Origin of the sequence: Micromonospora sp. LOL_024, from assembly GCF_048060415.1 — a bacterium.
Lineage (GTDB): Bacteria > Actinomycetota > Actinomycetes > Mycobacteriales > Micromonosporaceae > Micromonospora.
The window spans coordinates 57,223-72,738 of record NZ_JBHMIS010000004.1; the positions used below are offsets into that span (position 1 = coordinate 57,223).

The 15,516-nt window shown below is 72.3% G+C and carries 9 protein-coding genes and 1 pseudogene; 6 read left to right on the forward strand and 4 right to left on the reverse strand.

What is annotated here, in order from left to right:
- The first annotated feature begins 31 nt into the window (after positions 1-31).
- Together ACFHWY_RS07410 and ACFHWY_RS07415 are read left to right on the forward strand one after the other, a co-directional pair.
- Complete coding sequence (locus tag ACFHWY_RS07410; protein ID WP_416579359.1) at positions 32-1,624, forward strand: DUF6194 family protein; 1,593 nt, start codon at positions 32-34, stop codon at positions 1,622-1,624.
- Positions 1,625-1,822: 198 nt separating this feature from the next.
- Positions 1,823-2,242: pseudogene (locus tag ACFHWY_RS07415) on the forward strand (LysE family translocator); the annotation flags it as partial.
- Between the two features lie 28 nt (positions 2,243-2,270).
- Here the strand turns inward: ACFHWY_RS07415 and ACFHWY_RS07420 are convergent.
- From ACFHWY_RS07420 to ACFHWY_RS07435, 4 genes are all read right to left on the reverse strand, one after another.
- Complete coding sequence (locus ACFHWY_RS07420; protein ID WP_416579360.1) at positions 2,271-4,295, reverse strand: beta-galactosidase; 2,025 nt, start codon at positions 4,293-4,295, stop codon at positions 2,271-2,273.
- Positions 4,296-4,444: 149 nt separating this feature from the next.
- Entirely contained in the window at positions 4,445-5,308 is an 864-nt protein-coding gene (locus ACFHWY_RS07425; RefSeq protein ID WP_416579361.1) for a carbohydrate ABC transporter permease, read from the reverse strand.
- A 101-nt stretch (positions 5,309-5,409) separates the two neighbouring features.
- On the reverse strand, positions 5,410-6,420 hold the full coding sequence (locus ACFHWY_RS07430; protein ID WP_416579362.1) for an ABC transporter permease: 1,011 nt from the start codon (positions 6,418-6,420) through the stop codon (positions 5,410-5,412).
- 31 nt (positions 6,421-6,451) lie between these two features.
- Positions 6,452-8,119, reverse strand: a complete 1,668-nt coding sequence (locus tag ACFHWY_RS07435) for an extracellular solute-binding protein (RefSeq protein ID WP_416579363.1) — start codon at positions 8,117-8,119, stop codon at positions 6,452-6,454.
- A gap of 194 nt (positions 8,120-8,313) precedes the next feature.
- On the opposite strand from ACFHWY_RS07435, the gene ACFHWY_RS07440 reads away from it, so the two are divergent.
- The 4 genes from ACFHWY_RS07440 (at position 8,314) to ACFHWY_RS07455 (ending at position 15,507) form a co-directional block, all read left to right on the forward strand.
- On the forward strand, positions 8,314-9,531 hold the full coding sequence (locus tag ACFHWY_RS07440) for an ROK family transcriptional regulator (protein ID WP_416579364.1): 1,218 nt from the start codon (positions 8,314-8,316) through the stop codon (positions 9,529-9,531).
- 242 nt (positions 9,532-9,773) lie between these two features.
- Positions 9,774-12,221: a beta-glucosidase family protein gene (locus tag ACFHWY_RS07445; protein ID WP_416579365.1), complete on the forward strand. Its 2,448-nt coding sequence runs from the start codon at positions 9,774-9,776 to the stop codon at positions 12,219-12,221.
- Positions 12,218-13,294 carry a LacI family DNA-binding transcriptional regulator gene (locus ACFHWY_RS07450; protein ID WP_416579366.1) on the forward strand — a complete coding sequence of 359 codons (1,077 nt, stop codon included), beginning with the start codon at positions 12,218-12,220 and terminating at the stop codon, positions 13,292-13,294. The genes ACFHWY_RS07445 and ACFHWY_RS07450 overlap by 4 nt, the downstream gene beginning before the upstream one ends.
- A complete protein-coding gene (locus tag ACFHWY_RS07455; protein ID WP_416579367.1) occupies positions 13,291-15,507 on the forward strand; it encodes a glycosyl hydrolase family 95 catalytic domain-containing protein in 2,217 nt (738 codons plus the stop codon). The genes ACFHWY_RS07450 and ACFHWY_RS07455 overlap by 4 nt, the downstream gene beginning before the upstream one ends.
- The last annotated feature ends 9 nt before the right edge of the window (positions 15,508-15,516 follow it).

Consider the following 15,516-nt stretch of genomic DNA (forward strand, 5'->3'; position numbering starts at 1 on the left):
CAACCGCTGGTTGAACGATACGGTTGAGGTCATGGCTTTCGAACCCGAGTTGCAGTCCCTTGTCTGCGTACGCCAACCGCTCCTGCTCGCGATCGGTGAGCCCTACCACGGCGAGCCGGCGTTCCCTCGCCTGCGCAACCGGATCCTCGAAACACTCTCCCGGTCCGGCTTCCGGTCGATCGCGATCGAGTCCGACCGGGCCGCCGGCCTCGCCGTCGACGACTACGTACAGGGCCGGCGCGATGACGTGGACCTGACCACCGGCATCAGCCACGGCTGGGGCACCCACCCCGCCACCCGCGAACTGATCGACTGGCTACGCGCCCACAACGAGAAGCTGCCGCCCGGCGAGCGCATCGCATTCCACGGCTTCGACGCCCCGACCGAGATCACCGGTGCTCCCAGCCCCGGCCCGCTCCTGCGGGAACTGCGTGCGTACCTCGGCATCCCGGCCGTCGAACTGGACCGGCTGGTCGGCGACGAGGGGCGCTGGAGCGCACAGGAGATCATGTTCGACGCGACGCGATCTCCCGGCCGGTCACCGGAGGCTGCCGCGCTGCGCGGCCTCGCCGAAGACTTCCGCACGCAGCTGTACGCGGAGGCACCCCGCCTCATCAAAAGCACCTCCATGCAGTCCTGGATCCGCGCCAGAGTGCTCGCCACCACGGCCGTCGGCCTGCTCGCCTACCACGCCGCGATGGCCGAACCGGGCACCCAGTCGCAGCGGATCGGTCGTCTGCTCGCGGCGCGTGACGCGCTGATGGCACAGAATCTGCTCGACATCCTCGACCTCGAACGCGACCGTGGACCGGTCCTGGTCTCCGCCAACAACGCCCACCTGCAGCGGCACCCGAGTCGGTGGGCCGCCCACTGGGATGGCCACGACATGGCAGCACAGTGGAACGGCGCCGGTTCGATCGTGTCCATCCTGCTGGGGGACAGATACGTGTACGTGGCCGGCAGCCTCGGGGCGAGCGGGCCGGTCGGCCTCACTCAACCAGAGCCCGGCACCTACGAGGAACGGCTCGGCCCGCAGACCGGGATCTTCCCACCTCCGGCCGGCAGTGACCTGCGCGAACGCGTGTCGCAGCTGCTCGGATACGGCCCACTGGACACCGACACGATCAAGACCTGCGACGCGATCCTGCACATCGGCTCCGAGCCGGGGGCGGCCGACGCGGCCCGGATCGCCGGCCTTCCCGGGGTGACCGGGACCCGGATCCAGCCGGGCTCCGAGATGCCGCCCTACACCTGGGGGGACCAGTTCTTCTTCAGCGGCGAGGATCGCACCCGACCGTTCGCCACGATCGTCCTGCACGACGTGCCCGGCTTCGACGAGCGGTCCCGCCTGTCCGAGCCCGGACGGTACCGGCTGAACATCGAGGTGGGGCGCGCCGAGTTCCGCAACCTGTTCGGCTACGGCCCGGAGGAGTTCACGGCACACCGCGACGGACTCGACTTCACCCAGACGGATCGCCTGTTGCCGCATCCGGCCTACGCCGTGCAGGGCTGGGTGAGCGTGGTCAACCCGGGCGGAGCCACCGCGGACGAGGTGGAGCGACTGGTGGCGGAGGCACGTGCGCGCAGCGCTGGTCGCGAGCACCGCAGGAGCCAGCGCCCGTAGTCCATGCCGAAGCACGACGCGCCTACGAGAGTCGGGCCGGCGAGGTCAGCCGGTGCGGCGGCGGAACGGGAACCAGGCCCACCGCGATCTGGGTGACGCCGGGCGGCCGGCAGGTGCCGGTGGGCCGGCAGTGGCGGCGCGACGGCCGGCCCACCAGTCCGCCACGACGGTGTCGGCGTTGACCGGACGCACCACGACCTGGCCGGCGCGGCGTACCTGTTGTGGCTGGCGTGGCAGGCGGTGCGTCCGGGCGGGCAGTCGCCGTTCACCCCGGCGCCGCTGCCGCCGGAGGGGACCCGGCGGCTGTTCACCATGGGTCTGGTCACCAACCTGCTCAACCCGAAGATCGCCATCCTGTACGTCTCGCTGCTACCGCAGTTCATCGACCCCGCCCGCGGCAACGTGGCGGCGCAGAGCCTGCTGCTCGGGCTGACCCAGATCACCGTGGCGTTGACGCTGAACGCGCTGATCGTGCTGACCGCCGGTGGGATCGCCGGCTTCCTGAGCCGCAGGCCGTTGTGGCTGCGCGTGCAGCGGCTGCTGATGGGCACGGTGCTGGCCGCCATGGCCGTACGGATCGCCGCCGACCGTTCCCGCGCCGCCGTCGCCACGCCCTGACCGCAACGGACCCCCCGACCACAACGGGTCAGTCGGCCTTCTCGCGGAGTACCGCGACGCCGCCGGGCGGCAGCGTCACCGCCGCCTCGACCGGTGTCGCGGAGAGCAACTCCATTCCCCGGGCCGGCACGCGCTGCTGCCGGTCGCTGTGGTTGAACAGGAACAACCAGCTCACGTCCGCGTGCCGACGCCGTACCGCCTCGACACCGTCGGGGGCGGCGGGGCAGACCGGGACGACGCCGGCCGCCCGTGCGGTGGTGTCGGCGAGTCGGCGGTAGGTGGCGTCGTCGGGCCGGGTGGAGACATACCAGGCCGTTCCCGCGCCGCTGCGATGTCGGGTGACGGCGGGCATCGCGTCCAGCACCCCACCGGCGTACGAGCTGACCACCTGCGCTCCGGCCACGCGTAGTGTCTCGCTCCAGATCCGTGCGGTCCCGCCGTCGCGGAGGCGGACGTGCTCGTCGTCGGCGAGCGGATGGAACTCCTCGACCCGGACACCGAGCAGGTCCCGCAGGGCGCCGGGGTAGCCGCCGAGGCGTACCCGGGCGTGCTCGTCGGCCGTGCCGCTGAGGTACGTCACCAGTAGGTGGCCGCCGCCGTGGAGGTACTCCCGCAACCAGTCGGTGGTGGCGTCGTCGACCAGGTACAAGGCGGGCACGACGAGCAGCCGGTATCCGTCGAGCGGATCGCCGGGGGTGACGGTGGCGCAGCCGTACCCGGCTCGCCAGAAGGCGCGGTGGGCGGCGGCCAGCTCCAGGTGGTGGTCCAGGCGGGTCGACGGGAGGCCCGGGTGGCGCAGCGCCCAGCCGCTGGCGGCGTCGACGGTGAGCGCCACGCTGGCCTCGACGCCGCCGCGCACCTCGGCGAGCCGTTCCAGGGCGGCCCCGAGTTCGACGGTCTCCCGGAACACCCGGCTGTCCGGTCCGGCGTGCGGCACCAGGGCGGTGTGGAACCTTTCGGCGCCGCCCACCGGAGCCCGCCACTGGAAGAACATGGCGCCGTGGGAGCCGCGGGCGACGTGGGCGAGGCTGTGCCGCAGCATCCGTCCGGGCTCCTTGCTGTGCATCCGTCCGGCGGTGTGGATCTGGCTGGGTGCGCTCTCCATGAGCAGCCACGCCGGTGTGGACGCGGTGGCGGCGGGCACGGCCGGCGGCCGGCGGGCGCTGGCGTGCCGGGCCCAGCCGCGGGCCAGGTCGGCGGCGAGCGCGGTCTGCTCCTCGGCACCGCCGTCGGCGGCTGACGGGTAGTGGTCGATGGCGACCAGGTCCACCTCGGCGGCCCAGCGGGCATGGTCGACGGGCACCCAGTCGCCGAGTACGTAGTTGGTGGTGACCGGGACCGCCGGGTTCGCGGCACGCAGCAGGTCACGTTGGTCGGTGTACGCGGCGAGCAGCGTGTCCGACCAGAAACGCCGGAAGTCCAGCAGGTGGCCGGGGTTGGGCAGGTACTGGGTGGCCCGGGGGGTGCTGATCTGCGCCCAGTCGGAGTAGTGCTGGCCCCAGAAGCTGGTGACCCAGGCGTCGTTGAGACCGGTCAGGTCGCCGTGGCGGGTTCTGAGCCAGCGGCGGAACTCCCGGGCGGTCTGCTCGCAGTGACAGATGGTGCCGTACTCGTTGTGTACGTGCCACAGCGCGAGGGCCGGATGTTCGGCGTACCGGTCGGCGAGGGCGGCGGCGATGCGCCGGGCGGCCTGCCGGTAGGCGGGTGTGGCGGCGCAGTAGGTGTCCCGGCTGCCGTGGTGCAGGCGTACCCCGTCGGCGGTGACGGGCAGCGCGCCCGGGTGGGCCAGCGAGAACCACGGCGGCGGCGAGGCCGTGGGGGTGGCCAGGGCGACCCGGATGCCGGCGCCGTGCAACAGGTCGAGCACTTCGTCGAGCCAGCCGAAGGTGTACCGGCCGGGTGCCGGTTCCAGCCGCGACCAGGCGAACACGCCGACGGTGACCAGGTTGACCTTTGCTTGGCGCATCAGCGCGATGTCCTCGGTCCAGACCTGCGCCGGCCACTGCTCCGGGTTGTAGTCACCGCCGTAGCAGAGCCGCCCGTCGGTCCACATCGCCGCCACCCGCCGCTTTAGTTTAGGAAACACCCAAACTATTGATCGGATCTGCCCCTGTCAACGCCGAAGATGTTCCAGGAACTGATGATCCTCGGCGCCGACCGACCGGCCCGGTCAGGCGCCCAACGGCAGGTTGCCGGCGTCGGTCAGCCCTTCACCGCTCCGGTGATCATGCCCTTGGTGAAGTGCCGCTGCACGAACGGATAAATGATCACGGCGGGGATGACGGTGACCACCACCACTGCCATCTTGACGGCGAGGGTGGGCGGGTACGCGGTCACTCCGGGCAGGCTCACGGCCGCGCCGGAGACGTTCGGTGACTGCCCGGCCAGAATGTAGCTCTGCAGTACCCGCTGGATGGGGAACTTGTCGTTCGAGTCGATGTAGAGCACCGCGTTGAAGTAGGCGTTCCAGTAGCCGACGGCGTAGAACAGGCCCACCACGGCGATCACCGCCCGGGACAGCGGCAGCACGATCCGGGTGAGGATGCGCAGTTCGCCGGCACCGTCGATGCGGGCGCTGTCCAGCAACTCGGCTGGCACGTTCATGAAGAACGCCCGGATCACCACCAGATTGAACACGCTGATGGCGCTGGGCAGGATCAGCGACCAGATGTTGTCCTTGAGACCCAGGCCGGTGACCACCAGGTAGCTCGGCACCAACCCGGGGAAGATCAGGAAGGTGAGCAGGAAGTAGAAGAGCAGACCCCGGTGGGCCACCGAATCGGGCCGGGACAGGCCGTACGCGGCCAGCACGGTGAGCACGAGGCTGAGCGTGGTGCCGAGCACGGTGACCATGGTGCTGATCCACACCGCCCGGGTGACGTCGCCGCCGCTGAAGATGGTGATGTACGCCGACAGGTCGATCTCCCGGGGCACCATCACCATGCCGCCCGCGTCGTCGATCGTGCCACGGGAGGCCAGGCTGGTGACCAGCACCGCCCACAGTGGCACCAGCACCGCCGCCACCAGCAGGGTGAGCGCGACCGCCTTGGCGAGGGTGCCGGGCACCGACGGCGGTCCTTCCCAGACCGGCCGGCCTGGGCGCCGTCGTGGGCGAGGCGGTGGCGGTGGTCCCGCCGGCACCGGGCCGACACCACTGAGCTGGACAGTCATGATTTGGCGTACACCCCCTGCTCGCCGAGCCGGTGCGCAATCTTGTTCGCGGTGAGGATCAGGGCCAACCCGACCACCGCCTTGAACAGGCCCGCCGCCGCCCCGAGCCCCCACTGCTGGGTGCTGATGGCCTGGTAGTAGACGAACGTGTCCAGCACCTCGGCGGCCTCCCGGCCGACCGCCTCACGCTGCAGGATGAACTGCTCGAAGCCGACCGACAGCGCGTCGCCGAGGCGCATGATGAGCAGCAGCACGATGACCGGACGCAGGCCGGGCAGAGTGATGTGCCACAGCCGGCGCCAGCGCCCCGCGCCGTCCGCGGCCGCCGCCTCGTACAGGTTCGGGTCGATCGCCGACAGCGCCGCCAGGAAAACGATCGCGCCCCAGCCGAGGTCCTTCCACACCGACTCGGCGGTGACCAGCACGATGAACGTGTCCGGGTTGGTCATGATCTCCCAGGGCTCCAGGCCGGCCTGGCGCATCTCCTGGGCCAGCAGCCCGGCCCCGCCGAGCATCTGCACGAAGAACGTCACCACCAGCACCCAGCTGAAGAAGTGCGGCAGGTAGACCACGCTCTGCACGAACCCGCGTACCCGGCCGGAGACGATGCTGTTGAGCAGGATCGCCAGCAGGATCGGCAGCGGGAAGAAGAAGACCAGCTGGAAGGCGGTGATGGTCAGCGTGTTGCGCACGGCGTCCCAGAACGCCGGGTCGCGAAAGAGCGCCTCGAAGTTGCCGAAGCCGATCCACTCGCTGTTCAGGAAGGCGTCGACGGGATCGTCGCCGACGAACGGGTTGTAGTCCTGGAAGGCGATGATGTTGCCGAGGGTGGGCAGGTAGTGGAAGACCAGCAGTAGCGCCGCCGCGGGCGCGGCCATCGCCAGCAGCGGCCAGTCGCGACGCAGCCGGGCCCGCAGCGTACGCCGGTTGCGTCGCGGATGGCGGGGCGGGCGTCGCCCGGCCGGCGCATGCCGGCCGGGCGACGGGGTGATCGACGGCGCGCTCATGCCGGGAAGCCTCCGCGCCGCGCACGCACGCTCATCGACCGTTGTCGGCGAGGGCCCTCTCGTGGAACGCGCGGCCCTCCTCGCCGCCGGTGTCCATGAACTCCTTGCGTACCTGGTCGAGATCGCCGACGGGGCGGCGGCCCCGCACGATGTCGCGGATCTTGTCTTCGGTCGGTTGGAGCGTCTTCGACCAGTTCGCCGGAAGTTCCAGCTTGATGCCGGCGAACAGGTCCTTCTCCATCGTCTCGATGTGCTTGCGGTAGTAGCCGATGTAGTCCTGCACGTACTGGGGGGTGTCGCCGCTGCGCACCTTGACCGGCACCCGCCCGCCGATGTGGGTGTACTGGGCGCCCAGTTCCTTTCGGCCCAGCTCGGTCGGGGCCGGCGTGCCGTCGGTGCTGCGGGTGAAGTGCTGGCCCTCCGCGCCGTACTCGCGTAGTTCGAACTCGCGACTGCCGAAGGGCGCGGCGCACCAGTTGAGCACTCCCAGCAGTTCCTCGACCCGCTCGGGGGCCAGGTCCTTCTTGAGGAAGGTGTAGAAGACCGGCTTCTCGCCGCCCCAGATGACCGGCTGTGCGCCGCTGGCGCCGAAGACCGGCAGCGGCTGCATGTCGAAGGTGGGCAGTTCCTTGACCCGTTCGCTCTGCATGCCCTGCCAGGCGCCGAGTCCGTCCTGGTACATCAGGATCTTGCCGGCCTTGAACAGCTGTTTCTCGTCGGCGCCCTTGCTGGCCACGGTGTCCGGGTGCACCAGGCCCTCGGTGAACAGCCGGGCGGTGAACTCCAGCGCGGCGGCGAAGGCCGGGTTCTCGAACTTGTGCTCCAGGCCGCCGTCGGGCTTCTTGCGCCAGGTCTGCTGGCAGCCGAAGAACTGCTGGACCATCTCGAAGACGCTGCCGAAGGCCCACACACCCTTGGCCTGGTCGGTGGCCTTCTTGCCGAACTCGTACAGCTCGTCGGGGTTGCTCGGTGCGGCCAGGCCGGCGGGGGCGAGCAGGTCCCGGCGGTGGAACAGGGCGTAGGCGAACGGGCCGTCGGTGGGGAACGGCACCGCGTAGAGCCGTCCGCCCCACACGGAGTACTCCCAGGCGCCGCTGGGCAGCGAGGCCAGGTACGGGTACCTGGCGGCGGCGTCGCCCTTGAGATGGTCGGTGAGGTCGGTGAACAGCGCTTTGACCGCGTCGGAGAACCGGGCGACCTTGTCGACCTCCCAGTTGGGCGCGGAGAGCAGGTCGGGGACGTCCCGGGCACCCAGCATGGCGTTGAGTTTGTCGGCGTAGGTGTTGCCGTCCTGCAGGCTCGGGTCGACCTCGACGCCGAGTTTTCCGTTGACCGCCGCCAGGTACCCGTTGCGGCCCAGCGGCGGCGGGGCCGGCCCCCACCAGGGGCTCATCGTCTTGATCGGCGGTCCGCCCCGGCCCGGTGCCTCGGTGACGGCGTCGAGCAGTTGGCTCGGGTAGCTCAGGTACCCGTCGGGGATGGGCCCCTCCCCGGGAATGTCCGGCTTGAGCAGCTCGACCCGCTGGTAGGTGGGCAGTACGGCCTTGATGGCGTCGGCGCTGGTGGCGCTGCCCTGACTGCCGGCCTCCTTGCTGCACCCGGCCAGGGCGGCGCCGCCCACGGTCGCGGCCGCGCCGAGGCCGAGCAGCCGCAGCATGCTCCGTCGGTCGGTGGATGCGCCCGGCAGGGAAGGCTTCACGGCGCACTCCCTTCGTTAGCGGTGACGGTTTGCGGAGCCGATCGCTCCGGCTAAGATTAGTTGGGGTTCTAGCCGAACAAACTAATCGACGGTGATCCGTCCCACAAGACAGGGCGGGCGGCCTGGTCGGTCCCGCCAGCGCGGTACGCGATGATGGACGCGCGCCGTGACAACGGCGAGGGAGCGGGCAGATCGTGATCAGCATCCACAACGAACCGCAGCCGACGGACCTCGGCGATGTGCGGGTCGCCAACCGGGCCGTGGTCCTGCGGCAGGTGCGCCTGCACGCCCCATGCTCCCGGGCAGACATCGCCGCGCGCACCGGACTCAACAAGGCCACCGTCTCCAGCCTGGTGTCCGAGCTGATCACCCAGCGGCTGGTCCGCGAGACCGGGCTGACCGAGAACCGGGTCGGCCGACCGGCGACGATGCTGGTCCTCGACGGCGAGCCGTACGCCGCCCTGGGCCTACAGATCGGCGCCGACGAGTTGGTGGCCGTCGCCATCGACCTGGGCGGCAACCGGCTGCTCAGCTGGCGGCGGGCATTCGCCGCGAGCGCCGTCCCGCCCACCGACACGCTGCGCGCGCTGACCGCACTCAGCCGTCGGGCCATCGGACGGGTGAGTGCCACCGGCCGAACCGTCCAGGGACTGACCGTCGGCGTGCCGGGGCTGGTCGACACCGCCGGCGCGGTGCCGCTGGCCGCCGCCCTGGGCTGGCGGGACGTACCGGTCGCGGCCGCACTGCGCGCCGCCCTGCGGGATCCGGGCTTCGTCGTCGGCGTCGACAGCGTCGCCAACCTCGCCGCTCTGGCCGAGCAGCGGCACGGCGCGCACGCGGGCGTCGCCGATCTGGTGCACCTCACCGGCGGGCTCACCGTTGGCGCGGGCATCATCGCCGCCGGCAGGTTGCTGCGCGGCGCCCGGGGCTTCGCCGGCGAGATCGGGCACCTGCCGCTCGACCCGGCCGGTGCGCCGTGCGCCTGCGGCGCCCATGGCTGCCTGACCGCCCTGGTCGGGCTGCCCGCCGTGGTACGCCGACTGCTGCCCGATGCCGAGGCTGACGGCCCGGTGGTGGATTACCTGCCGGAGCTGACGCGGATCGTCGCGCTTGCCCGTCAGGACGACCCGACGGTGCTCAGCGGGCTGGCCGAGACCGGGCGGCAACTCGGGCGCGGCGTGGCGGTCCTGGCCGACCTGCTCAACCCGGAGGCGGTGGTGGTGGGCGACCACCTCGCGGCGCTGGCACCCTGGCTGCTGCCGACGGCGCGCTCGGAGCTGGCCGCGCGGGCCCACCTGCCAGACGCGGGCGGGTGCCGGTTGGACGCCTCCACCGTGGACGCCGCGGCGGCCCTCGGCGGTGCGACGGCCGCGTTGGCCACCGTCGAAGCGGGACGGCTACCCGTCCGCTGATCCGGCCGCGTCGGCGCGACCGCCGGCGCCGAGCCTTGACCCGATCCCCCCGCGGGTGCCAACCTCGAAGTCCGCCGCTCCGTTCGGGCAACCGGGGCGGCTTGCTTCTCACGGTTGTCGAAGCGCTTCGCCAGCGTCCGGGCCGACGACCGCTCCCCCACCATGACCTGCGATGCCGCTCGGCCATCCGCAGTCGAAGCGCTTCGACAACCGGCGTGCCGGGCACTGGAAGGCGATGCACCATGACCGACCGCACCACGCCCTGCGCCCGTGATCGGATCGACGACCTGCTGGCCCGGCTCACCCTGTCGGAGAAGATCGGCCTGCTGCACCAGTGGCAGGCCGCCGTACCCCGGCTCGACCTACCGGCCTTCCGGACCGGCACCGAGGCCCTGCACGGTGTCGCCTGGCTCGGCCCCGCCACCGTGTTTCCCCAGGCCATCGGCCTGGCCAGCAGCTGGAACCCCGAGCTGGTACGCGCCGTCGGCGTCGCCGTCGGCAGCGAGGTGCGCGCCAAGCACCACGCCGACCCCGGCCGGGTCGGCCTGAACGTGTGGGCGCCGGTGGTCAACCCGCTGCGCGACCCACGCTGGGGACGCAACGAGGAAGGCTGGTCGGAGGACCCGTGGCTGATTGGCCGGCTCGCCACCGCCTACGCCGAGGGCCTGCGCGGCGATCATCCCGAGCGCCTGCGTACCGCCCCCACCGTCAAGCACTTCCTCGGATACAACAACGAGACCGACCGGGCCACCACCTCCAGCGACCTGCCACCCCGGGTGCTGCACGAGTACGAGCTACCGGCGTTCCGCGCACCTATCGCCGCCGGCGCGGCAGTCGCCGCGATGGCCTCCTACAATCTGGTCGACGGGGTGCCGGCCCACCTGAGCCCACTGATCGACGGCGAACTGCGCCGCTGGGCGCCCGACGAGGTGATGGTCGTCGGCGACGCGGGCGCGGTGACCAACATCGCCGAAGCGCAGGGCCACCTGGCCGACCACGTCAGCGGGTACGCCGCCGCGCTACGCGCCGGCATCGACAGCTTCACCGAGGACGACGCCGACAGCACACCCACCCGCGAACGACTGACCGAGGCGCTGCGGCGGGGCCTGCTCGCCACCTCCGACGTGGACCGGGCGGTCCGCCGCATCCTCTCCGTGCGGCTGCGGCTGGGTGACCTCGACCCACCACACACCGACCCGTACGCCGGCACCGGCACCGAGGTCGTCGACTGTCCGGCCCACCGGGAACTCGCCCGGGAGGCCGCCCGCCAGTCGTTCGTGCTGCTGGGCAACACCGGGCTGCTGCCGTTGACCTGCGGGCCGCGGCTCGCGGTGCTCGGCCCGCAGGCCGACGTCGTCCACCAGGACTGGTACAGCGGCACCCTGCCGTACGCGGTGACCGCGTACGAGGGGCTGGCCGGGCGGCTGCCGGAGGTCACCACCCATCCGGGCACCGACCGCATCGCCCTGCGGGTCGGTGACCGGTACGTGCGGTGCCCCGAGGGCACCGCCGGCGGGCCGCTCACCGTGGACGCCGAGGCCACCTGGTTCGACGTCTACGACTGGGGACACGACACCGTGGCGCTGCGGGCCGTCAGCAACGGCCGACACGTCGGCGCCACCGACGACGGCGGTCTCGTCAACGACCGCGCGGGGCCGGGCGGCTGGGTGGTCCGGGAGACCTTCCAGTTCGACCCGCTCCCCGACGGCACGGTGCTGCTGCGTCACCTGGACACCGACCGGTACGTCACCGTCGACGACGAGGGGCGACTACGGGTCGCCGGCCACGGGACGTCCGCCGGCACCCCCTTCGGTATCGACCTGGTCGTCGACGGCGTGGCGCAGGCCGCCGCGCTGGCTGCCGCCGCCGACGTGGCGGTGGTGACGTTGGGCAACCACCCGATGGTCAACGGACGGGAAACCGAGGACCGCGTCGACCTGGCGCTGCCGGCCCGGCAGGAAGCGATGCTGCGGGCCGTGCACGCCGCGAACCCGCGCACCGTGCTGGTGGTGACCAGCAGCTATCCGTACGCCCTCGGTTGGGCGCGGGAGCACCTGCCGGCGCTGCTGTGGTCCTCGCACGGCGGGCAGGAACACGGCAGCGCGCTGGCCGACGTGCTGCTCGGCGACGCCGAGCCCGGCGGCCGACTCACCCAGACCTGGTACGCCGACGCCGCCGACCTGCCGGACCTGCTCGACTACGACGTGATCGGCGCCGACGCCACCTACCTGTACTTCCGGGGTGAACCGCTGTACCCGTTCGGACACGGGCACTCCTACACCAGCTTCGACTACAGCGACCTGTCACTGAGCGCGGCGACGGTGAGCGTCGGCGAGGAGGTCGAGGTGAGGGTGGACGTCACCAACACCGGTGACCGCGTCGGCGAGGAGGTGGTGCAGCTGTACACCCGGCAACGGCGCTCCCGCGTCAAGCAGCCACTGCGGCAGTTGCGGGACTTCGCCCGGCTGCTCCTGGCTCCCGGCGAGCGGCGCACCGTCACGCTGCGGCTGCGCACCGGCGAGCTGGGGTGGTGGGACACCGACCAGGGCGCCCACGTGGTGGAGGACGCCACCCACACCGTGCTGGTCGGGCGCTCCGCGGCCGACGTGCGGCTGGTCGGCGCCGTCACGGTACGCGGCCCGGCGGCCGGTCGGGCGGCGCGGCTGCACAGCGCGAGCGGGGCCAGGTGAGCGGGCGCGGACGCGTGCCGTCCGGTCAGCCCACGATCGCCGACGTGGCCCGGCACGCCGGTGTCGCGGTGAGCACCGTGTCGTACGTACTCAGCGGCAAGCGGGCCATCTCCGAACTCACCCGCAGCCGGGTGCTGGCCAGCATCCGGCTGCTCGGCTACCACCCGAACGCCGGGGCGCGGGCGCTGGCCAGCCGACGCGCCAACGTGATCGCGTTGGTGCTGCCGCTGCGGTCGGGCATCCAGGTGCCGGTGGTGATGCAGTTCGCCACGGCCGTGGTGACCTCCGCCCGCCGCCACGAGCACGACGTGCTGCTACTCACCTCCGACGAAGGCCCGGAGGGGCTGCGCCGGATCGCCGCCGGCGCCCTCGTCGACGGGGTCCTGGTGATGGATGTCGAGCTGCGCGACGCACGGGTGCCGTTGCTGCGGGAGTTGGGCCGGCCCAGCGTCCTGATCGGCCTGCCCGCCGAAACCGGCGGCCTGACCTGTGTGGACCTGGACTTCCACCGCGCCGGCCAGGTGTGCGTGGAGCACCTGGCCGGACTCGGGCACCAGCGGATCGCGCTGCTCGGTGCGCCGGGCGCCGTCTACGACCGGGAGACCGGGTTCGCGCACCGGACCCGGGCCGGGGTGGTGCAGGCGGCGCAGCGGCACGGCGTCGACGCGGTCACCGAGCCCTGCGAGGAGAACGCCACCGACGTACACGCCCGGGTGGTGGAGCTTTTCACCCGGCATCCCGAGTTGTCCGGGCTGGTGGTGCAGAACGAGGCGGCGGTCGGTCCGGTGCAGGCGACGCTGGTCGGGCTGGGCCGGCGGGTGCCGTACGACGTGTCGGTGGTGGCGGTCTGCCCGGACCAGTTCGCCGAGCACGCGAGCCCGCGCCTGACCTCGGTGCCGGTGCCGGCCGAGGAGATCGGCCGGCAGGCCGTGTCGCTGCTGATGCGCAAGCTGCACGAGGAGCCGGTGCCTGAGGTGACCCTGCTGGAACCCCGGTTGACCGTCCGGGACAGCACGGCCACGGCACCCGCCGTGCCGGTGCCGGTGGGCGACGGCTCGGCGGCTGCCCGGTGACCGGTCCGGTGCACCAGATCTGGGACATGGCTGCGGCAGCCGGGTGGGAGGACGCGTTCCTCGCCGGCAACGGCGAGTACGGGATCATGGTGCACGGGCAGCCCCACTCGGAACGCATCGTGGTCAACCACCACCGCTTCGTGCTGCCCAACGGCACCCGGCAGGCCCGCCCACCACGGCTGGCCGCCCTGCTGCCCCGGATCCGGGAGTTGATCCTCGACGATCGACGGACCGAGGCCAGCCGGCTGTTGGCCGGCGACGGGGTGCTGCGCTGGACACAGTCGTTCCATCCGGGTTTCGCCCTCACCATCGACGCCGTCGGCGAACCGGACGGCGCGCCCGACTACCGCCGGCACACCGACTTCGACACCGGCGAGGTGGTCATCCAGTGGGCTGGTGGGCAGCGCCGCTCGTTCGTCTCCCGGGCCGATCGGCTGATCGTCACCCAGCTGGACATGGGTGACTGCCGGGTCGGCGCGACAGGTGAGCTGCCCGGCCGGCCCGCCTCGGTGCGCTACGCGGTGTCGGCGTACCGGCGCGACGGGCTGGTCCTGCTGCGGGTGCGGGGCCGCTACCCGCGTGCCGGCGGCGCGTACGGCTTCGAGGGGTTGACGCTGCTGCGTGGCGACGTGACCGTCGACGCCGACGGTGTTCAGGTGCACGGGCCCGCCCTGCTGCTGACGGTGCTCGACCGTCCGGAGACCCGATGGCACACCGCTGTGCTGGCGCGTCGGCTGGCCGGGCACCGCGACGCCCGCTACGGCGTCCTGCTGGCCCGGCACACGGCCCGGCACGCACCGGCGTACCGGCGGGTGAGTCTGGACCTGGACGTGCCGGCGACGCAGCGCGCGTTGCCGGTGGGTGAGCTGCTGGCCAGGCAGGCCGCGAACCCGCACACGCCGGACGCGGCCCTGCTGGAGCGGCTGTTCCACGCCGGGCGGTACCTGCTGCACAGTGCCAGCGGGGTGCTGCCACCCCGGCTGACCGGCCTGTGGCTCGGTTCGTGGGGCGCCGCCTGGGCGGGTGACTTCACCACCGACGCCAACCTGAACCTGCAGCTGGCCACGGCGACCGTCGGCGCCCTGCCGGAGGTCACCGCCGCCCACGCCCGGCTGGTGCGTGGCCAGGTCGACGACTGGCGGCGCAACGCCCGCGCCGTGTACGGCGCCCGCGGTCTGCTGGCGCCCAGCCGCACCGACGGCGAGCACGGCCACCTGTTCCACCTGCACCCGGACTGGCCGTTCGCGGCGTGGCTGCCCGGCGCCCACTGGCTGCTGCTGCCGCTGTACGAGCAGCATCTGGTGACCGGGGAGCCGCTGGGCGAGGTGGCTGGCTGGCTGGTGGAGGTGGCCGAGTTCCTCGCCGACGTGCTGACCGTCACCGGCGCCGACGGGACGCTGGGGTTCGTGCCGTCGTACTCGGCGGAGACCGGGCCGCTGGACGCGACGGGTGTCCCGGTGCACGTGGCGGTGAACGCGACGATGGACATCGCCGCGGCGCGGCACGCGTTCACCGTGGCCGCCGCGCTGACCGGCGAGCACCGGTGGGTACGCCTGGCGGGACGGCTGCCCGCGTACCGGGTCGGGCAGGACGGGGCGCTGGCAGAGTGGGCCTGGCCCGGCTACCGCGCCGACGAGAACCACCGGCACGTCAGCCACCTGTATCCGGTGTGGCCGCTCGGTGAGATCACCCCCGAGGACACCCCGGAGCTGGCGGTGGCGGCGCATCGGGCGCTGCGGCGCCGCGGTGACGAGGACCTGTCCGCCCACGGCAGCCTGCACCGGGCGCTGGTCGCCGCTCGCCTGCACGACGGGCCGCTCGTCCAGGCGAACCTCCTGAAGATCATCGGCCGGGACATGTTCTTCCGGTCGCTGATGAGCGCACACAACCCCGGACGGGTCACCTACAACGCCGATGCCGCCCACACCCTGCCGGCCGTGCTGATCGAGTCGCTGGTGCAGGGCCGCCCCGGCCAACTGCGGCTGCTACCGGCCCCACTGCCCGGACTGCCCGGGGGCACCCTTCGTGGAGTCACCTGCCCGGGGCGGATCACCGTGGCGGAACTGGCCTGGCAGCCCGGCACCGTACGCGCCCGACTGGTCTCGGCGGCGACGCAGCGACTCCTGGTGCGCAGCCCCTACGGCGAGACGGTGCTGCGGCTGACCGCCCACGAGGCGACCGAGGTGGCGTTCACCGCGCAGACCGCCCACTAGACTGCCCGT

Coding starts and splice junctions, on each gene's coding strand:
- ACFHWY_RS07410 (WP_416579359.1), top strand. CDS start 32: ATGGCTTTCGAACCCGAGTTGCAGTCCCTTGTCTGCGTACGCCAACCG.
- ACFHWY_RS07420 (WP_416579360.1), bottom strand. CDS start 4,295: ATGTGGACCGACGGGCGGCTCTGCTACGGCGGTGACTACAACCCGGAG.
- ACFHWY_RS07430 (WP_416579362.1), bottom strand. CDS start 6,420: ATGAGCGCGCCGTCGATCACCCCGTCGCCCGGCCGGCATGCGCCGGCC.
- ACFHWY_RS07445 (WP_416579365.1), top strand. CDS start 9,774: ATGACCGACCGCACCACGCCCTGCGCCCGTGATCGGATCGACGACCTG.